This window comes from Enterococcus casseliflavus NBRC 100478 (assembly GCF_001544095.1).
Lineage (GTDB): Bacteria > Bacillota > Bacilli > Lactobacillales > Enterococcaceae > Enterococcus_D > Enterococcus_D casseliflavus.
In genome coordinates this window covers 1-25,931 of sequence record NZ_BCPT01000011.1, presented here as the reverse complement: position 1 = coordinate 25,931, position 25,931 = coordinate 1, and the positions used below count along the sequence as shown (strand labels likewise).

Annotated in this window: 26 protein-coding genes; 22 read left to right on the top strand and 4 right to left on the bottom strand. The window is 42.2% G+C overall.

The window, feature by feature from the left end:
* The first annotated feature begins 83 nt into the window (after window positions 1–83).
* The 10 genes from ECA1_RS10495 (at window position 84) to ECA1_RS10450 (ending at window position 9,077) form a co-directional block, all read left to right on the top strand.
* Window positions 84–815 (top strand): alpha/beta family hydrolase, encoded by a 732-nt coding sequence (locus tag ECA1_RS10495; RefSeq protein WP_172462571.1) that lies wholly within the window; start codon window positions 84–86, stop codon window positions 813–815.
* A 399-nt stretch (window positions 816–1,214) separates the two neighbouring features.
* Window positions 1,215–2,069, top strand: a complete 855-nt coding sequence (locus ECA1_RS10490) for a phosphate ABC transporter substrate-binding protein PstS (protein ID WP_060792430.1) — start codon at window positions 1,215–1,217, stop codon at window positions 2,067–2,069.
* A gap of 97 nt (window positions 2,070–2,166) precedes the next feature.
* Entirely contained in the window at window positions 2,167–3,087 is a 921-nt protein-coding gene (gene pstC, locus ECA1_RS10485) for a phosphate ABC transporter permease subunit PstC (RefSeq protein ID WP_005225781.1), read from the top strand.
* Complete coding sequence (gene pstA / locus ECA1_RS10480; RefSeq protein WP_005225782.1) at window positions 3,087–3,971, top strand: phosphate ABC transporter permease PstA; 885 nt, start codon at window positions 3,087–3,089, stop codon at window positions 3,969–3,971. The genes pstC and pstA overlap by 1 nt, the downstream gene beginning before the upstream one ends.
* A 13-nt stretch (window positions 3,972–3,984) precedes the next feature.
* On the top strand, window positions 3,985–4,791 hold the full coding sequence (pstB, locus tag ECA1_RS10475; protein ID WP_005225783.1) for a phosphate ABC transporter ATP-binding protein PstB: 807 nt from the start codon (window positions 3,985–3,987) through the stop codon (window positions 4,789–4,791).
* A 31-nt stretch (window positions 4,792–4,822) separates the two neighbouring features.
* On the top strand, window positions 4,823–5,581 hold the full coding sequence (pstB, locus tag ECA1_RS10470; protein ID WP_005225784.1) for a phosphate ABC transporter ATP-binding protein PstB: 759 nt from the start codon (window positions 4,823–4,825) through the stop codon (window positions 5,579–5,581).
* Window positions 5,582–5,592: 11 nt separating this feature from the next.
* Complete coding sequence (gene phoU, locus ECA1_RS10465) at window positions 5,593–6,270, top strand: phosphate signaling complex protein PhoU (RefSeq protein ID WP_005225785.1); 678 nt, start codon at window positions 5,593–5,595, stop codon at window positions 6,268–6,270.
* Between the two features lie 527 nt (window positions 6,271–6,797).
* Window positions 6,798–8,360 (top strand): daptomycin-sensing surface protein LiaX, encoded by a 1,563-nt coding sequence (gene liaX / locus ECA1_RS10460; RefSeq protein WP_060792429.1) that lies wholly within the window; start codon window positions 6,798–6,800, stop codon window positions 8,358–8,360.
* Window positions 8,361–8,409: 49 nt separating this feature from the next.
* On the top strand, window positions 8,410–8,718 hold the full coding sequence (locus tag ECA1_RS10455; RefSeq protein ID WP_010748006.1) for a PspC domain-containing protein: 309 nt from the start codon (window positions 8,410–8,412) through the stop codon (window positions 8,716–8,718).
* Window positions 8,718–9,077, top strand: a complete 360-nt coding sequence (locus ECA1_RS10450) for a phage holin family protein (RefSeq protein ID WP_005225788.1) — start codon at window positions 8,718–8,720, stop codon at window positions 9,075–9,077. The genes ECA1_RS10455 and ECA1_RS10450 overlap by 1 nt, the downstream gene beginning before the upstream one ends.
* A gap of 63 nt (window positions 9,078–9,140) precedes the next feature.
* On the opposite strand, the gene ECA1_RS10445 is transcribed toward ECA1_RS10450, so the two are convergent.
* Window positions 9,141–10,841 carry a M3 family oligoendopeptidase gene (locus ECA1_RS10445; protein ID WP_060792428.1) on the bottom strand — a complete coding sequence of 567 codons (1,701 nt, stop codon included), beginning with the start codon at window positions 10,839–10,841 and terminating at the stop codon, window positions 9,141–9,143.
* Between the two features lie 157 nt (window positions 10,842–10,998).
* Here ECA1_RS10445 and hprK point away from each other — a divergent pair, with 157 nt between their 5' ends.
* The 6 genes from hprK (at window position 10,999) to ECA1_RS10415 (ending at window position 16,099) form a co-directional block, all read left to right on the top strand.
* Window positions 10,999–11,934, top strand: a complete 936-nt coding sequence (gene hprK / locus ECA1_RS10440; protein ID WP_005225790.1) for an HPr(Ser) kinase/phosphatase — start codon at window positions 10,999–11,001, stop codon at window positions 11,932–11,934.
* 14 nt (window positions 11,935–11,948) lie between these two features.
* Window positions 11,949–12,779, top strand: coding sequence for a prolipoprotein diacylglyceryl transferase (lgt, locus tag ECA1_RS10435; protein ID WP_010748008.1), 831 nt, complete (start codon window positions 11,949–11,951; stop codon window positions 12,777–12,779).
* 75 nt (window positions 12,780–12,854) lie between these two features.
* Complete coding sequence (locus ECA1_RS10430; RefSeq protein ID WP_060792427.1) at window positions 12,855–13,883, top strand: NAD(P)H-dependent glycerol-3-phosphate dehydrogenase; 1,029 nt, start codon at window positions 12,855–12,857, stop codon at window positions 13,881–13,883.
* A gap of 17 nt (window positions 13,884–13,900) precedes the next feature.
* Window positions 13,901–14,818, top strand: a complete 918-nt coding sequence (galU, locus tag ECA1_RS10425) for a UTP--glucose-1-phosphate uridylyltransferase GalU (protein ID WP_005225793.1) — start codon at window positions 13,901–13,903, stop codon at window positions 14,816–14,818.
* A 160-nt stretch (window positions 14,819–14,978) separates the two neighbouring features.
* A complete protein-coding gene (locus tag ECA1_RS10420) occupies window positions 14,979–15,404 on the top strand; it encodes a DUF948 domain-containing protein (protein ID WP_005235398.1) in 426 nt (141 codons plus the stop codon).
* 14 nt (window positions 15,405–15,418) lie between these two features.
* Window positions 15,419–16,099: a YtxH domain-containing protein gene (locus ECA1_RS10415; RefSeq protein ID WP_005235400.1), complete on the top strand. Its 681-nt coding sequence runs from the start codon at window positions 15,419–15,421 to the stop codon at window positions 16,097–16,099.
* An 81-nt stretch (window positions 16,100–16,180) separates the two neighbouring features.
* Here the strand turns inward: ECA1_RS10415 and ECA1_RS10410 are convergent, their stop codons facing one another.
* Both ECA1_RS10410 and ECA1_RS10405 read right to left on the bottom strand, forming a co-directional pair.
* Entirely contained in the window at window positions 16,181–17,059 is an 879-nt protein-coding gene (locus ECA1_RS10410) for an NAD-dependent epimerase/dehydratase family protein (RefSeq protein WP_010748009.1), read from the bottom strand.
* 53 nt (window positions 17,060–17,112) lie between these two features.
* Entirely contained in the window at window positions 17,113–18,213 is a 1,101-nt protein-coding gene (locus ECA1_RS10405; protein WP_060792426.1) for a M24 family metallopeptidase, read from the bottom strand.
* Window positions 18,214–18,407: 194 nt separating this feature from the next.
* On the opposite strand from ECA1_RS10405, the gene ccpA reads away from it, so the two are divergent.
* Entirely contained in the window at window positions 18,408–19,406 is a 999-nt protein-coding gene (gene ccpA / locus ECA1_RS10400) for a catabolite control protein A (RefSeq protein ID WP_005225798.1), read from the top strand.
* Between the two features lie 144 nt (window positions 19,407–19,550).
* Here the strand turns inward: ccpA and ECA1_RS10395 are convergent, their stop codons facing one another.
* The gene (locus ECA1_RS10395) at window positions 19,551–21,995 is read right to left on the bottom strand and encodes a transglycosylase domain-containing protein (protein ID WP_060792425.1); all 2,445 of its coding nucleotides are present in this window, start codon (window positions 21,993–21,995) and stop codon (window positions 19,551–19,553) included.
* 262 nt (window positions 21,996–22,257) lie between these two features.
* Between ECA1_RS10395 and tyrS the strand changes: the two genes are divergently transcribed.
* The 5 genes from tyrS (at window position 22,258) to ECA1_RS17835 (ending at window position 25,915) form a co-directional block, all read left to right on the top strand.
* Window positions 22,258–23,520, top strand: a complete 1,263-nt coding sequence (gene tyrS, locus ECA1_RS10390) for a tyrosine--tRNA ligase (protein ID WP_005225800.1) — start codon at window positions 22,258–22,260, stop codon at window positions 23,518–23,520.
* A 69-nt stretch (window positions 23,521–23,589) separates the two neighbouring features.
* A complete protein-coding gene (locus tag ECA1_RS10385; RefSeq protein ID WP_005225801.1) occupies window positions 23,590–24,501 on the top strand; it encodes an AEC family transporter in 912 nt (303 codons plus the stop codon).
* Window positions 24,502–24,589: 88 nt separating this feature from the next.
* Window positions 24,590–25,483 carry a deoxyribonuclease IV gene (locus ECA1_RS10380; protein ID WP_060792424.1) on the top strand — a complete coding sequence of 298 codons (894 nt, stop codon included), beginning with the start codon at window positions 24,590–24,592 and terminating at the stop codon, window positions 25,481–25,483.
* Between the two features lie 45 nt (window positions 25,484–25,528).
* Window positions 25,529–25,735 carry a cytidine/deoxycytidylate deaminase family protein gene (locus ECA1_RS17840; RefSeq protein ID WP_236596057.1) on the top strand — a complete coding sequence of 69 codons (207 nt, stop codon included), beginning with the start codon at window positions 25,529–25,531 and terminating at the stop codon, window positions 25,733–25,735.
* Window positions 25,736–25,747: 12 nt separating this feature from the next.
* Window positions 25,748–25,915: a hypothetical protein gene (locus ECA1_RS17835; RefSeq protein ID WP_236596056.1), complete on the top strand. Its 168-nt coding sequence runs from the start codon at window positions 25,748–25,750 to the stop codon at window positions 25,913–25,915.
* Window positions 25,916–25,931 lie beyond the last annotated feature (16 nt).

Genomic DNA, 25,931 nt, shown 5'->3' with positions numbered 1-25,931 from the left:
CTTATAAAAAGATTCAGGAGATGATGGACCCGCAAGTTTCGTCTGCCATCCTTTCCTGATCTTCTTTTTTGCAGGAGGATATGATGAGAAAAAGAACAAAAGTTTTGATCGGTGTATTGATCACCGTTGTTATTTTAACTATTGCCGGTTGGGTCGGTTGGCAACAACTGCATTACCCAGCAGTGGATGCTGCAGTTACAGCTGCGAAAGAGGCAGATGATGAGGGAAATGTCCTCTATTTTGCTGGAGATGAAGAAAAGCCTTTGGTTATTTTCTATCCTGGTGCTCTTGTCGATGCGGAAAGCTATAGTGTATGGGCAGCAGGTTTAGCGGAAAAAGGCTATCCTGTAGCGATCGTTAAAATGCCCTTTAACATGGCTGTTTTAGCAGGCAATCGTGCAGAAGAGGTCTTGAAAGAAATTCCCCATAGCTCCTATGTCATTGGCGGTCATTCATTAGGTGGCGTCATGGCAAGCCGTTTTGCAGCGAATCAGTTGGCTGAAAACGACAACGAGTTAAAAGGCGTCTTTTTCTTTGCTAGTTACCCAGATGAAAAAGGATCCTTAGCTGATCAATCGATTGCTGTGTTGTCACTCTCAGGCAGTCAAGACCAAGTAGTGAATCAAGAAAATTGGCAGGCTGCCCGCAGCCTCCTTCCAGAAACTACGACGTTCCAAACGATCGAAGGCGGCAATCATGCTGGCTTTGGTAGCTATGGGTTACAAAAAGGAGAAGCAGCAGCGGATCTACCAAATGAAGCACAGCAAGAAGCCATCATTGAGCAGATGGCGACATGGTTAAGTGAATTAGAATAAAAAAAGACGGCAGAAGATGCATAGGAATGCTTCTTTCTGCCGTTTCGATTCAACAGACATTTTGGGGAAATGTTGATGAAATCGTGAAAACGCTGAACATAACAACATATTGTACTTGATTGGGGAAGCAAGTACAATATGTTGTTCTTTTTAAAATACGTTTCCTCTCACAGTATAGCACAGCATACCTTCTGGATGCACGTAATTTAATTAAGAAATCTTGTCATTTTATTTACAAAATAGTTATTTTCTAAAAGAAAAAAAGCGTTTTAAATAAAGGGACAGACTAAGCTCAAGAAAAAAAAGCAAATAATAATTTTCATTGATTTCAACTAATGGTAAAATGAAAATAATTGATTTTTACAATCAATGACTTTCGAAAGTACAAGGAGCGTTATGATGAAAAAATTAAAACTTCTAAGTCCTATCATCGGATTGGTTATTTTACTCTCAGGATGTGCAAGCTGGGCAGATCGAGGAGAATCGATCACAGCAGTCGGGTCTTCTGCCTTGCAGCCACTCGTAGAAACCGTTGCGGAAGAATTTCAAAACTCAAATCCTGGGCGATTTATCAATGTCCAAGGAGGCGGGAGCGGCACTGGGTTAAGTCAAGTCCAAGCAGGCGCAGTCGATATTGGGAATTCTGATTTGTTTGCAGAAGAAAAGCCAGGGATCGATGCGGATGCACTCGTTGACCACCGAGTGGCAACGGTGGGTATCACACCGATCGTCAACAAAGGCGTTGGGATCACGGATATTTCAACAGAGGACTTAAAAAATATCTTCTTAGGAAAGATTACCAATTGGCGTGAAGTTGGCGGAAATGATCTGCCCATCGTTTTGTTGAATCGGGCGACTGGAAGCGGCACGAGAAGTACGTTTGAAAAATGGATCATGGATGGCGAAACAGCGATTCCTTCCCAAGAGCAAGATTCTAGTGGGATGGTCCGTTCGATTGTTTCAGATACACCAGGCGCCATCAGTTATGTTGCATTTTCTTATGTGACAGATGAAGTCAACGTCCTTTCGATTGATGGGGTTCAACCAACGATTGAAAATGTAACGACCAATGATTGGAAAGTTTGGGCTTACGAGCATATGTATACAAAAGGAGAACCAACGGGATTGACCGCTGAATTTCTCGAATATATGCTTTCTGATGAAGTACAAGAGCATATCGTCGGGGATTTGGGTTATATTCCAATTTCCATCATGCAGGTGGAAAGAGATTGGGAAGGCAACATTGTCGAATAATCTTTACACAAAATTTACACAAGCTTTAACAGAAATTGATGTTGAACCGATAAACTAATGGTTATGAGTTTAGTTTGATTTTTGAGGAGGAACCCTCGTGGAAAATGTAAAAGAAGTGTTAACAAAAAAATCCAAGCGCGCAAGAATGGAACAAAGAGGAAAGCTGGTTAGCTTTCTATGTATTGCGTTGATTGTATTGGTTGTGATCTCCATTTTTTATTTCGTTGCTAGCCGTGGATTAGCGACATTCTTTGTAGACAAAGTCAATGTTTTCGACTTTTTGTTTGGTACGCAATGGAATCCAAGTGCTGTTGGTCCTGATGGCCAACCATTAGTAGGTGCTTTACCGATGATCCTTGGTTCGTTCTTCGTAACCTTCCTATCAGCGATCGTCGCAACACCATTTGCGATCGGTGCAGCAGTCTTTATGGTGGAGATCTCCCCTCGTAACGGAGAGAAGATTTTGCAGCCCGTCATCGAACTATTAGTCGGTATTCCTTCTGTAGTTTATGGTTTTATCGGTTTGTCTGTCATTGTACCAGCAGTCCGTTCTGTTTTTGGCGGTACAGGGTTTGGGATCTTGGCGGGGACCTTTGTCCTATTTATCATGATTTTGCCGACAGTGACTACGATGACTGTCGATGCGTTACGGGCAGTCCCTCGGCACTACCGTGAGGCATCCTTAGCTTTAGGTGCAACACGCTGGCAAACGATCTATAAAGTTGTTTTACGAGCAGCTGTCCCTGGGATTTTAACGGCGGTTGTTTTCGGAATGGCTCGCGCATTTGGGGAAGCATTGGCGATCCAAATGGTTATCGGTAATGCGGCATTGATGCCGACGAGCTTAGTGACACCTGCATCAACATTGACATCGATCTTAACCATGGGTATTGGGAATACGATCATGGGAACAGTCCAAAACAACGTTCTATGGTCATTAGCCTTGATTCTCTTATTGATGTCCTTACTATTTAACATTGTCATTCGCTTTATTGGGAAGAAAGGAGCATTGAAATAATGAATGCAAAACGTTCAGATAAAATTGCTACCGGCGTCTTGTATGCTGTTGCTGGAGTCATTGTTTTGATTTTGGCTTCCTTACTATTGTACATTTTGGTACGTGGTATTCCCCATATCAATTGGGAGTTTCTGACTTCTTCTTCAAAAGCGTATCAAGAAGGTGGCGGGATCGGCATCCAATTGTTCAATTCCCTATACTTGCTTTTAGTGACAATGATCATTAGTTTTCCGATTTCTTTAGGAGCAGGGATCTACTTATCAGAATATGCGAAGAAAAACTGGTTGACGGATATCATTCGGACATCGATCGAAATCTTGAGTTCACTGCCTTCTGTGGTTGTCGGTCTCTTTGGTTTCTTAGTCTTTGTTATCCAGTTTGGTTATGGCTTTTCGATCATTTCAGGTGCCTTGGCATTGACTTTCTTCAATTTGCCACTATTGACTAGAAATGTGGAAGAATCTCTACAAGCGATTCATTATACGCAGCGTGAAGCGGGCTTGTCTTTAGGCTTATCCCGTTGGGAAACTGTCACACGCATCATTGTTCCAGAAGCAACACCAGGAATTTTGACTGGGGTCATTCTAAGTTCTGGTCGGATTTTTGGTGAAGCGGCAGCGCTGATCTACACTGCAGGACAAAGTGCACCGGCCCTTGATTTTACAAACTGGAATCCATTGAGTGTTTCCAGCCCGATCGGTCTTTTCCGACAAGCGGAGACGCTGGCAGTCCATATTTGGAAAATCAATACAGAAGGTACGATGCCTGATGGCGCTCAAGTTTCAGCCGGGGCTTCGGCGGTATTGATCATTGCCGTCTTGCTATTTAACTTTGGCGCCCGTGCAGCTGGCAAACGGTTGTACAAGAAAATGACGTCAGCATAAGGAGAATGACAGTATGAACGATTACAATTGGGACGATCGAAATATCATTACCTTCGATAAACCAGAAGATGTGGCGCTTTATACCACTGACTTGCATGTATGGTATGGATCAAATGAAGCCATCAAAGGCATTGATCTACAATTTGAAAAAAATAAAATCACCGCATTGATCGGACCTTCCGGTTGCGGTAAATCAACGTATCTGCGTTCTTTGAATCGAATGAATGATGGGATCGCAAACACGAGAGTCACAGGAAACATCATGTATAAAGGAGTCGACGTCAATACAAAAGAAGTCGATGTCTTCGAAATGCGCAAGCGTATCGGCATGGTTTTCCAACGACCAAACCCTTTCAGTAAATCGATCTATGACAACATCGCCTTTGCTTTGCGACGTCATGGAGAAAGAAACAAAAAGAAATTGGATGAAGCAGTCGAAACCAGCTTGAAACAAGCCGCACTTTGGGATCAAGTAAAGGACAGCTTAGACAAAAGTGCTTTAGCATTGTCCGGTGGACAGCAGCAACGTCTGTGTATCGCTCGAGCAATTGCGATGAAACCAGATATTTTGCTTCTAGATGAACCAGCTAGTGCCCTTGATCCAATCTCAACAGGGACAGTGGAAGAAACTCTTATCAACTTGAAAAACGACTATTCAATCATCATCGTGACCCATAATATGCAGCAAGCTGCTCGGATCAGCGATTATACTGCCTTTTTCTACTTAGGAAATGCGATCGAGTACGATGAGACCCGTAAGATATTTACTCGTCCAAAAATTAAAGCAACAGAAGATTACGTATCCGGTCATTTTGGCTGAGCCGATTCGATCAGTAAACGGAGGCAAAACAATGGCAGAAGAAATTATTACATCGAAAGATCTGCATTTATACTACGGAAAAAAAGAAGCATTAAAAGGAATCGACCTTTCCATCAAAAAAGGCGAGATCACTGCAATGATCGGACCTTCAGGTTGTGGGAAATCGACCTACTTGCGTTCTCTTAATCGAATGAATGATTTGATCCCTGGTGTGACAATTACAGGAAGTGTTGTCTATAAAGGGAAAGACATTTATAGTCCAAAGCAAGACATCGTTGATTTGCGCAAAGAAATCGGGATGGTTTTTCAACAACCGAATCCTTTTCCCTTTTCAATTTACGAAAATGTGATTTATGGGTTAAAATTAAAAGGAGTCACGGACAAGGAGATTCTTGATAAGACGGTAGAAGAAAGCCTGAAAGCAGCTTCTGTCTGGGAAGATGTCAAAGACAAACTTCACCAAAGTGCGCTTTCTTTATCAGGTGGACAACAGCAGCGGGTTTGTATCGCTCGGGTATTGGCTGTCGATCCAGAAATCATTTTGCTGGATGAACCAACCAGTGCGTTAGACCCCATTTCATCAGGGAAAATCGAGAATACCCTTCTAGCACTGAAAGAACGCTACACCATGATCATCGTGACTCACAACATGTCACAAGCTTCAAGAATCTCAGATAAAACCGCGTTCTTTTTGGACGGCAACTTGATCGAGTTCAATGACACGAAAAAAGTGTTCCTAAGCCCAAGCAAAAAAGAAACAGAAGATTATATCTCAGGAAGATTTGGTTAGGAGGAAAAGGGATGTTGCGTACACAATTTGAAGAAGAATTATTAAATTTACACAATCAATTTTATGAAATGGGGATGCTAGTCAGCAGTGCCATTCATAAATCTGTGCGAGCATATGTCAGACATGACAAAGAAATTGCGCAGGAAGTAATTGAAAATGATTTGGCGATCAACAATATGGAAGTTCGTTTAGAAAAAAAGAGCTTTGAGATGATTGCTTTGCAACAACCAGTAACGACCGATCTACGAATGATCATTACCGTGATGAAAGCCAGCTCTGACTTGGAGCGGATGGGGGACCATGCGGTATCCATCGCGAAGTCAACGATTCGGGTCAAAGGCGAAACGCGGATTGCCGAAATCGAAAAAGAAATCTCAGATATGTCGGATTACGTCAAAAAAATGGTTGATAATGTCTTAGTGGCGTATGTAAAAACCGATCAAGATGATGCTCGCATGATCGCTCAAATGGACGATCGGGTCAATGAATATTACAAAGACATTTATTACAAAACGATCGAGAGTATGAAAGAAAATCCAGAAACAGTTGTCAGCGGGACCGATTATTTATCCGTTGCTCAATACTTGGAACGAATCGGTGACTACGTAACGAATATTTGTGAATGGATCGTGTATCTTGCTACTGGGAAAATCAGTGAATTGAATACAAACCGTACGGAAATGATTTAAGAAACCAGCTTGGGTTCTTGATCACATATCTCTTTTAAAAGAGATGGGATGGACCGTCGAAAGCAGTTGTCCTTTAAGGAGTAACTTCTTTCGGCGGTCTTTTTGATTTGAAAGAATCGCTTCAATCGATGACGTGAATAGGATAGGCAGAATAGAAAATGGCTCCTCCATAAAGATGGCCAATGGAAATCGATTCTATCGTCCCTGAAATTTACTAGTTGAGCCGTCTATTCTTTTCGTCGCCGACCTGCAGTGAAAGGAGCAATCACTCATTTACTCTAGCGGCCTATTCCTTAAGAGTTCTACTAGCTGAAACTTTTGTTTCTATTGGTTATTCGTGGTACTGTTAATAATAGGAAGATCGTTTTGAGCCTAGAGGAATGAAGAAAAAGTGTCGGTTTTGCTTGCCAATCTGCAGATTGAGAAAAACTTGGTACTTAAGACCTATGACACTTTTGCAAAAACAGGGCATAATAGGTTCGTAAGCTAAACTTGCAATCACACATTTGCTGAAGGAGGCAATTTCCATGAACGAAAGAGAACGTATATTGGATCTAGTAAAAAAAGGTGTGCTTTCTACAGAAGAAGCCTTAGATTTACTAGAAGGTATGGCAAAAGCCAAAGACGAAAAACAAATTAACAAAGCTGCTGCTGAGGTAACCGCGGATAAGAATGCGACAAGCCCATTTGATGATACTGAAAACGACGATGAGATGTTCACGTTTGATGGCGAAGAAAAACTTCGTCAAAACGAAGCGCAAGACAAAGAAAATCTTGAAAAGATTCTTGATGGCTTAGCAACGGAAGCCAACCAAGCATCTGCTGAGTTGGACGAAATCAATGCTGAAATTCTTGGCGTCAAAGAAGAATTAAAAGAAGCACAAGAAGCTCTGATGCAACTGAACACCAAAGAAGAGTTGGATCAATTGTCAGAAGAGGAATTGGCAACACGTCACGAAACAGAAGCGACCATCACTGGCTTAGAAGAAACCTTAGATGGTTTATCTGAAGAAAAAGCAGAATTGGAAGCTAAACTAAAAAATATTCGCAAAGACCAATGGTCTCAAACAAAAGAAAAAATTTCTCAAAAATTAGATATTCCAGAAGATTGGAAAGAGCAAGCGACCGATACTATCAATCAAGTAAGTGAAAAAATGGTCGATGCCAGCACACACTTCGGACACTTCTTGAAGAAAACAGTTCGGGCAGTGACAGAGTCAGTCAATGACAACATGGAATGGAAAGACATCAACTTGAAAGTTCCTGGTGTTGCAGCGACAAAATTTGAGCACACATTCAGCTATGACGAAACGGCAGCGACATTGATCGATGTGAAATTAGCCAACGGCAATGTTTCCTTCCAATTATGGGATGAACCAGGTGTCAAAGTAGATGCCAAAATCAAACTATATGGTAAAATGGATGCGGCGGAGCCTTTCGATGCTTTTGAAGCAAGAAGCCAAATCAATGTCGATGATGAACGCATCTCTTTCCAAATTCCCAACAAACGCATTCGTGCCGATCTCGTTTTCTACTTGCCAAAACGTACCTATGATCATGTGGCAGTGAAATTGCTGAACGGCAATGTCACATTCAATGAATTGGATGCGAAAGATGTCTATACAAAATCAACAAATGGCAATATCGATTTCCGCAAAGTAAACGCATCGATGTTAGAGATTGAAGGCGTGAATGGAACGATCACTGTTCAAGAGGGTGAGATTTTAGATGCCATTATCGAAACGGTGAACGGCGACGTTACGTTGACAGCAACGCCACAAAACACCGGCATTTCTTTAGTTAACGGCAATATCCGTGTGACCTACAAAGAAGAAACGGTCCAAAAATTAAACGCCAGCTCTGTAAATGGGAATGTCAAAGTAGCATTACCGACAGGAATCGGTTTTGAAGGGATCGCAAAAACAAGTTTAGGTAGCATCAACAATCGTTTAAGCGAGATGGAAGTTGTGCGTGAGAAAAAAGAACGCCTAAACCAACTATTGCAATTCCGTCGGGTTGCCGATAAAGTCGCTCAAATCGATCTATCCACAACAACAGGAAATGTCTTTATCAAAGATACAGACAAATAAGAATCGCTGGGTTTACACTCATTAAAGAAAAGAAGGAAGGTGTAGATAAATGAACAAAAAATTAACAAAATCAGCCAATAACGTTGTCATTACAGGTACTCTAGGGGGGCTGGCAGAATACTTGCGAATTGATCCAACCATCGTTCGCGTGATCTATGTCTTTCTATCTTTAGTGACTGCTGCGTTTCCTGGAATCACTTTATATATCATCATGGCGGTCTTGATTCCTTCTGGTCGCAAGAGTACCTCAGGATATGGCCACGACAATCACTACTACAAGCAAAACAAATACAATGAAGCAAATCGTCCCCGTAAAGAAGCGGAAAAGGTGGAGGATGAGGACTGGAGTGACTTCTAGTGTCTTATTTTCAACGGCTTATCATGAATACATTGACGTTTGTCACATTGGCGGTTCTATTACCAAATATGATCCATGTTCAAAGCATTATGACTGCAGTGATCGCCAGTTTCGTACTGTCGATCCTGAATGCTTTGATTAAACCAATTCTGATCGTCATTTCATTTCCATTGACTTTACTGACGCTTGGTTTCTTCACTTTTGTGATCAATGCGCTCATGCTGAATTTGACTTCATATTTTGTTGGGTCAGCCAACTTCGGCTTCTCCTCGTTTGGGGCAGCGCTATTAGTGGCACTGATCATGTCAGTGATCAATATGATCGTGACCGAACACCATATCGAAAAATATTCTCGTTAAAAAGACGTTTCACGTTTTCTCCCACTAGCTATGAAGCTAGTGGAGAAACGGAAACGTCTTTTTTTAGTTTAACTGTTCTTCTTTGATAGTAGCAAGGTACGTATCTACTGCCTGTAACGTCTCATCAAGCGCCCCTTTTTCAAAAGGTGAACGCAAATGAGCAAGAGACAGGATCTCAAGGAATGTTTTCGTGCCGCCGACTTCGCAGATGGCCAAATAATCTTGCCAAGCGGTTTCGTCTTTTGCCACGATGAATCGATACCAGAATTGGAATGCACACACTTGCGCCAATGTATAATCGATATAATAGAAAGGTGATTCAAAAATATGCCCTTGTCTAAACCAATACAAGCCACGATCAAGGTCAGGATATTCTGAATAATCCCGTTCTGGGCAATATTGGCGCTCTAATTCCCGCCAACGGGCTTTGCGCTGTGCTGGTGACCACTCAGGATGCTCATAAACGTCTTGTTGGAAGTGATCCACTAAAACGCCATAAGGCAAAAATTGCAGGCTGCTAGCAAGATGCGCAAATTTGTATTTTTCTGTTTCTTCTTCAAAAAAAGCATCCATCCATGGCCAGGCGATAAACTCCATCGACATTGAATGGATCTCGCAAGACTCATAATTGGGAAAGAGAATTTCCGGTTCTTTGATCCAACGAGAGCGAAAAGCTTGAAACGCGTGGCCAGCTTCGTGGGTCAAAACATCGACATCGCCAGAAGTGCCGTTAAAGTTGGCAAAGATAAATGGCGATTGATAGTCTTGGATAAACGTACAATAGCCGCCAGATTGTTTGCCTTTTTTGCTTAGTAGATCAAGTAGGTCATGCTCGACCATAAAATCAAAAAATTCGCCAGTTTCAGGGGATAGTTCCTGATACATCACACGGGCTTTTTCCACTAGTTCTTCAGGAGTTCCTTTAGGCTCTGCGTTACCACTAGGATAAACAAGCGGCAGGTCGGTAAAGGTTGCCTGAGTCAATTGATTACGCTGCGCCTGTCTTTGGTAAAGTTTTTGGGTAATTGGGACGACTTTTTCTAAAATTTCCCGACGATAGGTCTCGATCATTGAACGATTATAGTCCCAACGATTCATTTGGGTATCCGCAAAGGCAACATAATTTTCAAAGCCGAGCTTGTGGGCGATCTCGGTACGAACCTTGACCATCTCGTCATAAATTTGATCAAAACGGTCTTCATTTTCCGTGAAGAAAGCCGTTTGTTTTTCAAACGCTTCTTTTCGAACACCGCGATCTTTGTTTTCGGTAAATGGTCGCAGTTGTGCGAGGGTATAGGTTTCTCCTTGGAAGTCGATTTGGGCAGAAGCGACCAATTTGCTGTAATCAGAAGCCAATTGGTTTTCTTTTTGAAATAATTCGATCAAGGCCTCATCAAAAAGCTTCACACGGCTTTCGGCAAATAAAAAAAGTGTTTCTGGATATTCGGCTTTTAATTCATCTAAGACAGGTGAAGCCAGGAGTGCTTGATAGAATTGAAAATCCAGAGCTTCAAAATGAGGTTGGTATTCATTCCAAAAGGTGTCTTCTGCTTCATAAAAGGCATCGTTAGTATCGATCGAATAGCGGATCGAAGCCAAGTTCATTGCGGTATCGATCGTTCCTCTTAGTTCGTTCAAAGCATCAAGGGCTTGCTTCGCCTCCGAGAAGGTATCGGCTGACTGAAGGTTTGCTAATGCTTTTTTGAATGTTTCTTGATAAACTGGAAAATCAGGGCGTTGATACTTGTATGCTGAAAATTTCATTAAAAATCCCTCCTTAGTAAAATAATAACACAAACGAAAAAGAATGAGGACTTCTATTGGCGAAGGTAGTAACTTTACTGATAGAATGATAAAATAGAACCAGAGTGTCGTTTACAAGAAACAGCGGCAAGAATCATTGAGAAAAGAGGGAAAACCTATGGCAGAAACCGTCAAAGTCAGCGAGCTGGCGGAGGCTTTAAATTTAGAGATAGTTGAAGGAACTGAAAACAGTTTAGAAAGAGAAATCATTACCGGCGATATTTCCCGACCTGGTTTGGAATTGACGGGTTATTTTAATTACTATTCCCATGATCGTCTGCAATTATTCGGCAGCAAAGAGATCACCTTTGCGGAACGAATGATGCCAGAAGAACGCTTGATGGTGATGCGCAAAATGTGTGCCGAGGATACCCCAGGGTTTATCGTTTCTCGCGGCTTGGAAGTACCAGCAGAAATGATTCAAGCCTGCAAAGAACATGAGATTACGATTCTACGTTCGCCCATCTCAACGTCACGTCTGCAAGGAGAGCTTTCTAGTTTCCTCGATGGGCGCTTAGCCACAAGAACCAGTGTCCATGGGGTATTAGTGGATGTCTATGGGCTAGGTGTTTTGATTCAAGGCGATAGCGGAATTGGGAAAAGCGAAACAGCCTTAGAGTTAATCAAACGTGGGCATCGGTTGATCGCTGACGATCGGGTGGATGTGTATAAGCAAGATGAATTGACTTTGGTAGGGGAACCGCCGAAAATCTTGCAGCACTTGATCGAGATCCGCGGGATCGGGATCATCGATGTCATGAATCTTTTTGGTGCCAGTGCCGTACGAGGGTATATGCAGGTTCAAGTAGCGGTGTATTTAGAAGCTTGGGCGAAAGACAAAAAGTATGATCGACTAGGAACCGATGATACGACGGTTGAAATTGGTGGCGTCGATGTACCACAAATCAAGATCCCGGTAAAAACTGGTCGAAATGTTGCGATCATTATCGAAGTCGCTGCCATGAATTTCCGAGCGAAAACGATGGGCTACGATGCAACGAAGACCTTTGAAAATCGATTGACGCAATTGATCGAAGAAAATTCTGGAAACTAGAGAGGATAAGATAGATGTTAGGTTTAGTAAATCGAGTCGCATTTGAACTATTTGGTTTGCCGATTTATTGGTATGCGATCATTATCGTATCAGGCGTGATCATTGCTATGTGGTTAAGCACGAGAGAGGCGGTTCGTGTCGGGCTCAAGCCAGATGATGTGACTGATTTTATGTTAATTGGATTGCCAGTAGCGATCATTGGTGCGCGGCTTTATTATATTCTGTTTGACTTGCAATACTACATTGATGACCCAAGTCAAATTTTCAATATTCGCTCTGGTGGGATCGCGATCTACGGCGCACTGATCGCCGGGGGGATCTGGCTATACTTTTTCTGCCAACGAAATTTTATTTCTCCCTGGACCTTCTTAGACATCGCCGCACCAAGTGTCTTATTGGCACAAGGCATCGGGCGTTGGGGCAACTTTATGAACCATGAAGCATTTGGCGCTGAAGTCAGCCGCTCCTTCTTAGAAAGTTTGTATATACCGAAATTTATTATCGATAATATGTATATTGATGAAGCGTATCGGCAGCCGACTTTTCTTTATGAATCGGTTTGGAACGTGATTGGATTTATCGTTTTGATCTTCTTGCGTAAGAAAACTGGGTTATTAAAAGAAGGCGAAGTCTTCTTGAGCTACTTGATTTGGTATGGATTCGGGCGCTTCTTTATTGAAGGAATGCGTACCGATAGTTTATACTTATTTGGTGGAATCCGTGTGTCACAGGCACTTTCCGCTTTATTGTTCTTCGGAGCGATCGCTTTAATGATCTGGCGCAGGAAAAAACAAGCGTTAAAGGATTACAACCGCAGCTTTGGTAAGAACCAAGCGATTATCTAAACAGTTATTTTATCGAAATTATGGTAAAATGATGAAGTGCATGAATTTGCGAAAAGGATAGAGGAGGTTTCCATAGTGAAACAGAAAATCGCCGTCTTAGGTCCCGGATCATGGGGGACTGCTTTGGCACAAGTCTTGTCTGAAAATGGACATGAAGTGACTATTTGGGGGAACAATCCCGCCCAAATCGATGAAATCAATACGTATCATACGAATCGGCATTATTTGCCAGATCTGAAGCTTCCTGAAAATATTCTAGGTTGTAAAGATTTAGAAGAGGCGATCCAAGGGGCAGATGCCGTCTTGTTTGTCGTACCAACCAAAGCGATTCGTGCCGTGGCACAAGAATTCACTAAGAAAACAACTTGCAAGCCAGTCATTATCCATGCCTCAAAAGGGTTAGAACAAGGCAGTCATAAACGAATCTCAGAAGTACTTGCCGAAGAGATCCCAGCTGATAAACGGCAAGAAATCGTTGTTTTGTCAGGACCATCTCATGCTGAAGAAGTCGCTGTCCATGATATCACGACGATCACGGCAGCTTCAGAAAATGAAGCGGCTGCTAAGTATGTACAAGAGCTATTTATGAATGATTACTTTAGAATCTACACGAATAACGATGTGATCGGTGTCGAAACTGGCGCCGCTTTGAAGAACATCATCGCCATTGGTGCCGGTGCTATCGCAGGACTGGGCTTTGGGGATGATGCGAAGGCTGCGATCATGACCCGTGGGTTAGCGGAAATCAGTCGTCTTGGTGTGGCAATGGGTGCCAATCCTTTAACCTTTATCGGATTGAGTGGGGTTGGCGATTTGATCGTCACTTGTACCAGTGTCCATTCGCGGAATTGGCGTGCAGGAAACCTATTAGGAAAAGGCCATAGCTTAGATGAAGTATTAGACAATATGGGGATGATCGTTGAAGGAGTTTCAACCACAAAAGCTGCCCGCGAATTAGCAGAAGCTTTGTCGGTGGAAATGCCAATCACAGAAACGATTTATTCGGTCTTGTATGAAGGCAAAGACATCAAGCAAGCAGCTAAAGATATTATGCTGCGAGACGGCAAAGAAGAAAACGAATTTTCGGTAGATCAATCATTATGATTAAAGGAGCGAGTCACATGAATGTTAAAAAAGCAGTTATCCCAGCAGCTGGTCTAGGTACCCGATTTTTACCAGCTACAAAGGCAATGGCAAAAGAAATGTTGCCGATCGTTGACAAACCAACGATCCAGTTTATCGTGGAAGAAGCTTTACAATCAGGGATCGAAGATATTTTGATCGTCACAGGGAAAGCAAAGCGTCCAATCGAAGACCATTTCGATGCCAATTTAGAATTAGAGATGAATCTAAAAGAAAAAGGCAAGACGGAGCTTTTGAAATTAGTGGAAGAAACAACTGACGTAAATCTTCACTTCATTCGCCAATCTCATCCAAAAGGATTAGGTCATGCCGTATTACAGGCTCGGGCATTTGTCGGAAATGAACCGTTTGTAGTTATGCTAGGTGATGACTTGATGGAAGATCAAGTACCGTTGACGAAACAGTTGATCGATAATTATGAAAAAACGCATGCATCAACGATCGCTGTCATGGATGTTCCTCATGAAGATACATCAAAATACGGGATCATTGATCCTGGTATGGAAGTTGAAAAAGGCTTGTTCAATGTCAAAAACTTTGTTGAAAAACCAGCGCCAGAAAATGCGCCAAGTGATTTAGCAATTATTGGCCGCTACTTGCTGACCCCTGAAATTTTTGATATTTTAGCCAATCAAGAACCAGGTGCTGGTGGTGAGATCCAATTGACGGATGCCATCGACACATTAAACAAAACTCAACGCGTCTTTGCTCATCAATTTACCGGCAAGCGTTACGATGTTGGAGACAAATTCGGTTTCTTAAAAACAAGTATCGAGTATGGTCTAGTGCACCCTGAAGTCAAAGACAGCTTGAAAGAGTATTTGATCGAGTTAGGAAAAGAACTAGCTCCGGCTCAAAAAGAAGTCAAAGAAGCACCGAAAGCGTCAAAAAAATAACAAAAACTCCTAAACAAGGCGATTTCTGATGAAATTGCTTTGTTTTTTTATTATTTCTCGTTGAAAGCGGATAATTTTCTTAAAAATGCAGTCTTTTATTTGTAGAAAGTGCAGTGAAATGCTATTCTTAATATAAGTAAATGGGGAAAGGAGCCATTCTATGTCAGGAGGAGAACTAGCTGCATTGATTGCTGCGATTGCATTTGTCGTATTGGTCATTTTCGTCGTTCGTTTGTTGATGCAAGTCAGCAAGACAATGACCAAAGTAGACAAAACGGTCGAAGAAGCAAACACAACCATCCGTGTCATTACCAAAGACGTTGATATTCTCTCAAAAGAGGTTGAAGGTCTATTGGTAAAAACGAATGAGCTTTTACAAGATGTGAACGGAAAAGTCGCAACCATCGATCCTTTGTTCACAGCAGTTGCAGATCTAAGTACCAGTGTTTCAGAACTAAATGTTTCTGGAAAAAATTTAATTACGCGCGTGGGTAGTCTTGGCCGGACCACTGCCAAAGCAACGGTAGCTGGAAAAGTCGGTCAAACAGCCATGAAATTTTTCAAAGACAAAAATAACCAAAAATAAAAGGAGGACTTTCAATGAGTAAAAAAGGCGGATTTTTATTAGGAGCAATCATCGGAGGAACAGCGGCAGCAGCAGCAGCACTTTTGTTGGCGCCAGAATCTGGTAAAACATTAAGAAATAAATTAGCAAAACAAGCAGACGATTTATTAGATAAAGCATCTGATTATGGTGATTTAGCCAAAGAAAGAAGTACGGATCTTGTCGATATTGCTAAAGATAAAGCGGCAAAACTAAGCGAGCAAGCATCTGACTTTACCGGTTCTTTAACAGCGAAAGTCGATGACTTAAAAGAAACAGCAGCTGGTTCATCCGAAGAAACCGTTGAAGAGTTAAAGAAACAAGCAGGTGATCTATCAGAACGCTTCAAAAAATCAGCGAGCGATGTGAAAGAAACAGCGAAAGATGCCAAAGAAGATGCAGATGATACAGTCCAAGATATCATTATTGATGCAAAATCTTCTGCAGCGGATATGAAACAAACCGTCAAAGAAGGGGCACAAGAAGCAAAACCTGTAGTTGAAGAAGCCAAAAAAGACGGTCAAGCAGCCGCAGCTGATTTGAAAAAAGAAGCTGGAAAAGCAGCGGATGATGCCAAAAAAACAGCGAAAGCAGAAACAAAAGAAGCTAAAGCTGACTTGGAAGATGCCAAAGAAGAATTAAAAGACACATTAGAAAAAAACAACCCAGAAGCATAAGTAAGGATAAAACTTGATTGCTTTAAAAGATAAAAACGTTCGCCAATTAAATCGGCGAACGTTTTTTTGTGATTTCAGTAGTTATTCGTTTGATGCTTGGGCGATTTCCCAATCGCAAAGTTGGTAGATCCAATCCTGCAGGTGACTGAATGAAAAACCAATTTCCTCAGCGAGCTCCACATTGATCGAATAAGCAGGTGTACCATTGTAAGAGCCTTGATCGCCTGTTTCTGAAAAGAGCGGGGAAAGACCGGTTTTTTTCGATACGTATTGCAGCACTTCTTCTAAAGAAATCGTACCTTTTGACGCACCATTGATGGGTCCTGTGAATGAGCTAGTACCTAGAAACGCTAAAAATTCACCAGCCTCTTGGGCATCCACAAAGCCCATTTGATGCGTTAGATTATCGACAGCCATTGGCTTTTGCTTTATCAGATGGTCAATGTAAAAGGTAAAACGTTTTGTGTAATCATCTGCACCGATCACATAAGGAAAGCGGACAAAAACGGATGGGATCTGACTGTATTTTTGGGTCAGGATCTCTTCCACGGTTCGCTTGCCTTGTGCATAATCGACCTCCTCAGAGCTGACCAGTCTGAAGGGTTCTTTAGCAGGGTCAAAATCCGCTTCACTCAAATCGAAGTGTAATTCATGATACGCAGACATTGAGCTAGTAACGATGTAGCGCTTCGGTGTGACATGACGCAGTAGAATCTCAATGTCGTTGGAAGTATAAGCAATATTGTCGTAAATGACATCATAGGTTTCTTTTGTTAATGCCGTTTTGATACTTTCTTCCTCCATACGATCGAAGATGATTCTGTTGACTTGATCGCCAAAGGAATCTTTCGTGTTCCCTCGAGTAGCGATCGTCACGTCCAATCCTTGATCAATTAGTGATTGGACCAAATATTTACCGAAAAAACGCGTGCCGCCTAAAACCAACACTTTTTTACTCATAAGAACACTCCTTTTCATGTAATTCCAACATGTTGTGCCGTTTTATTAGAAAATCAAGATAAAACCAACAATTCTTTTGCTGTTTTGGTAAAAGGTACACAGCCATCTGCTGTGACATACACACAGTCTTCAATGCGGACACCGACCTGATCTGGTAAATAAATGCCCGGTTCGATAGAGAAGCACATGCCTTCTTCAATCACTAAATCATTGCCAGTGATCAAAGAGGGGAACTCATGAACCGTGGTCCCGATGCCGTGACCTAGACGATGGTTAAAGTAGTCGCCGTAGCCGTAGCCAGTAATCACATCACGAGCAATCTTGTCTAATTCTCCAGCGGTAATCCCAGGTTTGACCGCTGCTTGCGCTGCTAGTTCAGCTTCAAGAACGATGTCATAAATTTTTCTTTGTAAGGCAGTCGGTTCTTTATAGGCAACCGTTCTGGTTGCATCACTGCAGTATTCTTTCCAAACGACCCCTAGGTCAAACAAGACGAGTTCATTGGCAGTCACTTTGCGGTCACCAGGTACGCCATGAGGACTTGCTGCATTGGCACCAGCTAATACGGTCGTATCGAAGGACATATGGGAAACCCCACGTTTTTTCAACTCGTACTCAATTTCTGCCACGATTGCCATTTCGCTGACGCCTTCTTTGATGGCAGCAAACCCAATCTCAAAAGCAACATCTGCCCAGTTGCCAGCTTCTAGCAAGGTGTCGATCTCAGCAGCCGTTTTAGTTAACTGCATTTTTTGAATGACCGGAGTCACATCTAAAGAAAAATCGGTCTGTGGCAAAAACCGTTTCAATGCTTCATAGCGCTCGACGGAAAGGTCATTTTTTTCTAGTGCCAAGGAAGAAACTTGGTAACGAGAGGTCAATTCCTGACAGATTTTCGCCCAAGGGTCTTCGCTATCGAGATAACCGATAATGTCAAAAGGCCAGCCGCTATTTTTTGCTTCTTCTACTTCCAGAGCTGGTGTGAAAAGAAAGGGATCTTTTCCAGGTGCGACAACCAAAGCAAGGACCCGTTCATGAGGTTCACTTTTAAAACCTGAAAAATAAGCGATCGTTGCTGGATTAGAAATATAGGCAACATCTGCGCCATTGGTTTTCAACCAGCCATTTAACTCATTGATTTTTTTATCATTCATTTGAAAAAACCTTCTTTCAAGTATTCTTTTTCTATTTTATCATGCTTTCGAAGAGAATAGGGGCGGGGAAAGTAGGAAATTGCTAAGTTTTCATGAAAACAAAATTAAAACGGTTGCAAATACGGAAAAAATTTGCTATCCTAACAAAGAAATGTAAATAAGATTTTCTGAAAATAGAATAAGGGAGATATATCATGGAAAAACAAACAATTACGATTTATGATGTTGCACGGGAAGCGAATGTATCGATGGCAACTGTTTCACGGGTAGTCAACGGAAATCCAAATGTAAAACCAGCAACTCGTAAGAAAGTGCTGGAAGTGATCGACCGCTTGGATTATCGTCCAAACGCAGTTGCTCGAGGGTTAGCAAGTAAAAAGACCACGACTGTTGGTGTCATCATTCCTGATGTCAGCAATATGTTCTTCTCATCACTTGCTCGTGGGATCGATGATGTAGCGACCATGTATAAATACAATATCATCTTAGCCAACTCTGATGGCGATACTATGAAAGAAGTCAACGTTTTGAACAACTTGTTAGCAAAACAAGTGGACGGCGTTATCTTCATGGGTCATCGCATCACGGATGAAATTCGCGGGGAATTCTCTCGCTCAAAAACACCAGTCGTTTTAGCTGGTTCGATCGATCCTGATGAACAAGTAGGAAGTGTCAATATCGATTACACAGCAGCTGCCAAAGATGCTGTTTCATTATTGGCGAAAAACAATCAAAAAATCGCTTTTGTCAGCGGTGCTTTGATCGATCCAATCAATGGCCAAAACCGCTTGAAAGGCTATAAAGAAGCCTTGAAAGAAAACAACCTTGAATATTCTGAAGGGTTGATCTTTGAATCACCATACAGCTTTAAAGAAGGCTTAGCCTTAGTTGATCGCATCATCAACAGTGGTGCGACAGCAGCTTATGTCACAGACGATGAGTTAGCCATCGGCGTCTTAGATGGTTTGTTAGACAAAGGTGTTAAAGTTCCTGAAGATTTCGAGATCATCACCAGCAACAATTCATTATTGGCTGAAGCCGCTCGTCCACGCTTATCAAGTGTGACGCAACCATTGTATGATATGGGTGCCGTTGCGATGCGTCTATTGACAAAAATGATGAACAAAGAAGATGTAGAACAAAAAACGATCGTCTTGCCTTACGGTATTTCAGAAAAAAGTTCTACGAAATAAGCAGCGATTTGATCAAACGATCAGTGGAACAACGCCTTGTTGTTCCACTTTTTGCTTCAACGATCGTTCGTGTGAGGAGAAAATCTATGGATTTTCTCCTCACACTTTTTTTTTGCATAAAAAAACTGATCAGCACAAGGCTGATCAGTCATCATTATTGTTGGTATTTTGTTGATTATTGTCTTGCTGTTCCTCATCGTCATCTTCATCATTTGCCGTAGGTGTAACATTGTTGGATCCGTTATTCGATGATGTATTCGACGAACGATTGGTTGAACGGCTAGAAGATGCTTTTTTCCAATAGTCAGCATAGTTTGTATCTGAACCACCGAGTCCAAATTTGAAATCGACCGTATCTGGTCCGCCAGTGGCCCAATACGAAGTAACGGTACTGCTTGGATTCGTATAGGTTCGATTATCGACTCGCACGGTTCCTCCTGGTTGGGTACCAGTAAACTTGGAAACTTGAGCTTTTTTGACATCACTAGAAAGTTCAAACTTCTGATTCACACCAAAGACTTCTTGGTTTGTTTGATAAATACGATTGATCAAGTAAGCCATATAGTTAGCTGTCCGAGTTCCTGCAGCGCTATCGGTCCCTTTATTGTCATCTCGACCTGACCAGCTGCTGATGGTGATCGATGGGGTGGAGACGACTAGCCAAGAGTCCGACCAGTTGTTGGTGGAACCAGTTTTTCCGACCCAATCGGCATTTCCGAGGTTCCAATCCAATCCGCTGATAACCGATTTAAAGGAACTGGTTTTTTGCTCATCGATGACACTACGCATCATGTCGGTCATGATGGAAGCCGTCGCTTCTGAAAAGACTTGGACAGGTTTGGCTTCATGCTGGTAAAGCACTTCGCCTTCATTGTCTTTGATTGATTCGATGATATAGCCTTGCTGATAAACACCATTATTGGCAAATGTTTGGAAGCCATTCGTTTGATTCAAGACTGTGACATCTGTAACCCCTAATGGCGCTGATTCATACGCCCAGCTATTGTCTTCGGGATAGCCCATTTTGCTTAAATAATTTGTGTAGGCATAAAAATGATCGCCTTCTTTTTCCCAAAGATCTTGGAAAATATTTGTCGCTGCGATATTACTGGAAACCTCCAATGATTCACGAATCGACATAAAAGTATTGGTTCCACGGTTTGTGGCATTGACGATCGGCTCACCGGCGTTTTCTCCTGTTCGCCATTTTGCAGCATAATCAGAAACCATTGATTCAGAGCCCATCAAGCCACTTTCGATTGCCGGTCCGTAAACCAGCATGGGTTTGATACTTGAACCAGCTTGGCGTTTGGCATCAAAGGCATGGTTGAATTGATTGTCAGCATAGTTACGACCGCCAATAAAGCCTAGTACTTTCCCAGTGGCGTTGTCCATCATGACATTGCCGACTTCGATGGTGGAGTCACCCCAGTTGTCTAGCATATAGCCGTATTTGTCGACGGCATCTTGCATCGCATTATAAATATCTTTATCGATCGTTGATGTGACGGTATAGCCACCATTAACAAGTTTTTGCTGCGCCAATTCGAAGTATTTTTGATAGGTTTCCTCTTTGGCGTATTCTTCGTCACTGACATCATCTTCATCTGCCAGCTGTTTGGCAATAATGTCTTTTGCTTCATTTAACACAGTGTAATAAAGGAAGCTTTGATCCGTTTGTTCAATGGCTTCTTGTTTTTTGAAGTCTTGCTTCAAGTCATAATTAAGCGCCTCTTCGTATTCCTCTTTCGTAATATCGTGGTTACGATACATACTGAAGAGCACGAAGTCTTTCCGTTCTAAGCCAGCGGTCAAGTTTTCCTTGATCTCACCCGTATTTGTATAAGGGCTGTAGACGATCGGGCTTTGTGGCAGACCCGCAATAAAGGCTGCTTGTGGTAAAGATAGGTCAGCTGCGTTGACGCCAAAAATTCCTTGCGCCGCTTCTTGCACACCTGCGATATTTTGCCCTTTATTGTTCCGACCGAAAGGGGAGATGTTTAGATACATGGTGACGATCTCATCTTTATCGAAAAATTTCTCCACTTCCATGGCTAATAAAATCTCATTGGCTTTGCGTTTGAAGGTCGTTTCACTGGAAAGGATTTGTTGTTTTACCAGCTGCTGGGTCAAAGTGGAACCCCCGCTGCCGCCAATGCCTGTCGCTTCTGATAATAATGCCCGCACGACTGCTTTTGGTACGACCCCATTATGAATATTAAAATATTCGTCCTCTGTTGCGATGATCGCTTTTTTCAAATAATCTGAAATTTGATCGGAATTAACCGATGTTCGCATTAGATCCGAGCGAATCGTTGCGATTTTGCTGCCATCAGCGTATGCGAGTTGAGAAGTCTCTGTGATGTCGGTCAATTCTTTTTGTAACTCATCTTTAGAAGGAGCTGCGGTATCTTCCACAAGAAAAGCAAAGTAGCCGGCACCGATCCCTAAGGCTAAAGAACCGCCTAGCACCAGCAAAGAAATAGCAACTAAGAACAAGGCATGTAAAACCCTAAGACTGATGTTGAAATAGAACCAGCCTCTATTTTTGTTTTCTGTATTCTTTTGATTTTTCGTTTTCTGGGACAAAAAGAGTCACCTCAATAAATTAGAATAGATTCCGTGTAATTATAGCAAAAAACAAGGCGCTTGGGTAGCACCCTATCTGTTATCGAAAGAAGTGTGGGAGAAAATGTCAGTTGGTGTTTGTATTGAACCAGCGATAATAAAGGAAAATGAACGGATTTGCCTAAAAGTTTCTTTTTTGGTAAAGGACTTTGAGAGAAAGACTTTTCATTGACCTCTTTTTCAGTTAAGATGAACAATGAAGCAATTATTAGGAGGAGAAAGAATGAGTACAGACTTTTTTGAAGAGCTAAAGCAACGCGGATTAGTTCATCAGACCACAGACGAAGCAGCCTTGACCAAACAATTAAATGAAGAGTCTGTGAAACTATATATCGGCTTTGATCCTACCGCAGATAGCCTGCATATTGGTCATTTATTGCCTATTTTGATGTTGCGCCGTTTCCAACAAAACGGACATGTGCCGATCGCATTAGTAGGTGGCGGTACAGGAATGATCGGTGACCCATCCTTTAAAGATCAAGAACGTCAATTAAACACACTAGATACCGTTCTAGAATGGTCACAAAGTATCAAGAGCCAATTATCTCGCTTCATTGATTTTGATGACCAAGAAAATCCTGCCATCATTGCCAATAACTATGAGTGGCTAGGGGAATTGAAACTGATTGATTTCTTGCGTGACACTGGGAAAAACTTTACGATCAATTACATGATGAGCAAAGAAAGTGTCAAACGTCGGATCGAAACTGGGATCTCCTACACGGAATTTGCATACCAGCTATTACAAGCCTATGACTTTTTGAATCTTTACGACAACCACGGTTGCTTGTTGCAATTAGGCGGTAGCGATCAATGGGGGAATATCACCTCTGGGATCGAATTGTTACGTCGTGAGCGTGAAGTCCAAGGGTTCGGTTTGACTATGCCATTGATCACAAAAGCAGATGGAACGAAATTTGGGAAAACAGAAGGCAATGCGGTTTGGCTAGATGCCAAGAAAACGACGCCTTACGAGTTCTACCAATTCTGGATCAATACGGATGATCGTGATGCAGTCAAATTCTTGAAATATTTCACCTTCTTATCATTAGAAGAAATCGCTGCGATCGAAGCAGAGTTTAACGCTGCACCAGAATCTCGAGCAGCACAAAAAGCTTTGGCAAAAGAAGTCACTACTTTGGTTCATGGGGCAGAGGCTTATGAACAAGCCTTACGCATCTCAGCAAGTTTATTCAGTGGCAATATCAAAGAATTGAACGCTGAAGAGATCGAACAAGGCTTCAAAGGGGTGCCAAGCCATCAGGTAACAGCAGATGATTCTTTGAACATCGTTGAAGTGTTGACGACTGCTAAAATCGAACCATCAAAACGTCAAGCAAGAGAAGACGTTCAAAATGGTGCCATCTACATCAATGGGGAACGCGTCCAAGACCTAACGTACGAGCTCCAAGCAAGTGATCGGATCGGTGGAAAATACGTCGTGATTCGTCGTGGCAAGAAAAAATATTTCTTATTAACATTTTAATCGCAAAAAGCGAACCGCCTTGTTGGTTCGCTTTTTTCAAATTTTTGTAGAGGAAGGGTTTTTGTTGGAATGGGAAATATAGTGTTGAATGCCGCCGGTTTATTTGCCATGATCTTCTTAGGGTATTTTCTTAAGCGGCTAAATGTCCTTTCAAAAGCGGATGGCTCGATCTTATCCAAAATTATTTTGAATGTGACGTTACCGGCAGCAATCATTTTGAATTTAGCTTCAATGCAAGTACAAGTCAGTGCGCTTAGTTTGATTGTGATTGCGTTGATCATTACGATCGTCCAGATCCTCTTCGCATTTTTCTTGACCAAAAAAGAATCGAACACGCTGCAGCAGTTTGCGATGTACTGCGGTTCAGGCTTTAATATCGGCAATTTTGCGATTCCTTTTGCCCAAAGCTTTTATCCTTTAGGGATTCCGCTGATTTCGCTGTTTGATATGGGGAACAGTATCATGTTGGCAGGGGGAACGACGATTTTCATCGAATTCTTGATTGGAAAGCGGACGACGTTTGAACCAGGGAAAATCTTTTTGAATCTCCTGCGTTCGCCAACGTTTACTATTTATCTAGTGATGCTGATTATCCGCAGTGCGGATTGGAGGATTCCCGAAGCGGCATTGGCGCTTGTCCAACCAATCGGGATCGCAAATACGTTTTTGTCCATGTTTATGATTGGCTTATTTTTGGATTTCCGCTTACCGAAGCACACCACCCAAACAGTGATCAAAATTTTAAGCTTGCGGTACGGACTGGCATTCGTGCTGTTCGCAGCTTTCTATGTTTTACCAATCCCAGTTTTATTAAAGCCAGTTCTTTGTTTGTTAGTGTTTGCTCCAATTCCTTTATTCGGTGTCATTAATTCCGTGATTGCTGGAATGGAGGAAGAAGCAGTGGGGTTCGTTTCTTCCATTAGCTTTTTGATAAGTATGCCGCTAATGACGGGTGTCCTGATGTTATTTGGACTCGCTTGATAAAAAAATACGGCAATGAGCAAAATAATCGCTTTACAAGGCGCTTTTATCGATAATAGAGAAGACTAGATTTAGGAGGAAAACAAAAATGTTGATTGGTTCACACGTTTCAATGAGCGGCAAAAAAATGCTTTTAGGAGCAGCAGAAGAGGCAGCTAGCTATCAAGCTACTACGTTTATGATCTATACCGGAGCTCCGCAAAACACGCGGCGCAAACCGATCGAAGAGATGCAGATCGCAGATGGACAAGATTTTATGACGGAAAAAGGAATTTCGAATATCGTCGTCCATGCCCCTTACATCATTAATTTAGGCAATACCATCAAACCAGAAAACTTTGGCTTTGCTGTTTCGTTCTTACAAGAAGAAATCCAACGAGCCCAAGCTTTAGGTGCAACTCAAATCACATTGCACCCCGGTGCCCATGTCGGTGCAGGACCAGAAGCTGGGATCAAGCAGATCATTAAAGGCTTGAACGAGGTCCTTGAAAAAAATCAAACTGCCCAGATCGCATTAGAAACAATGGCAGGTAAAGGCACCGAGATTGGTCGCAGCTTTGAAGAATTGGCAGCAATTATCGATGGTGTCACCTTAAATGAAAAATTATCCGTTACACTAGATACTTGTCACACGAACGATGCTGGCTACAATGTCAAAGAAGACTTTGACGGCGTGTTAAACGAGTTTGACAAAATCATCGGGTTGGATCGCTTGAAGGTCATCCATGTCAATGATTCAAAAAATCCACAGGGCAGCCACAAAGACCGACATGCGAATATTGGTTTTGGCACAATCGGCTTCGAAGCCTTGAATAAGATCGTTCATCATGAGCAATTATCAGCGTTACCGAAAATTTTGGAAACACCCTATGTCGGCGAAGACAAAAAGAATAAAAAAGCCCCTTATGGCTATGAAATCGCGATGCTGCGGGAAAAGACCTTTGATCCTGAGCTATTGACGAAAATCATGGCGGGTGCTTAAACGGTTCATTTAACCATGAACCAGCTTATTATTGGAGGAAGAAAAATGGAGTTTCAGTTGCTGATCGATGCCGCGAAACAAAAACTGGGATTCAGACAGCTCTCTCAATTTGCAGAAGCAGGGAGTGTCGCGGCAGCTCTGGCTACTGCAGATGGACAGATTTATACAGGGATCTGTATCGATACCAGCTGTTCTATGGGTTTTTGCGCCGAACAGGCTGCGGCTGCGCAAATGATCACCGATGGTCAGTAGCGGGTGTTACTGATGGTTGCAATCAATTCGGCAGGTGAGCCGATCCCACCTTGTGGTCGTTGCCGTGAATTCATCAGCCAGCTGGATCCTGCCAACCATAACACGCAGGTCATGATCGCAGCAGGAAAAATCATGACGCTAGAAGAGCTGTTGCCTGTTGATTGGAAAGCATCAAAATAAAAAGAGTCCTCTTAGT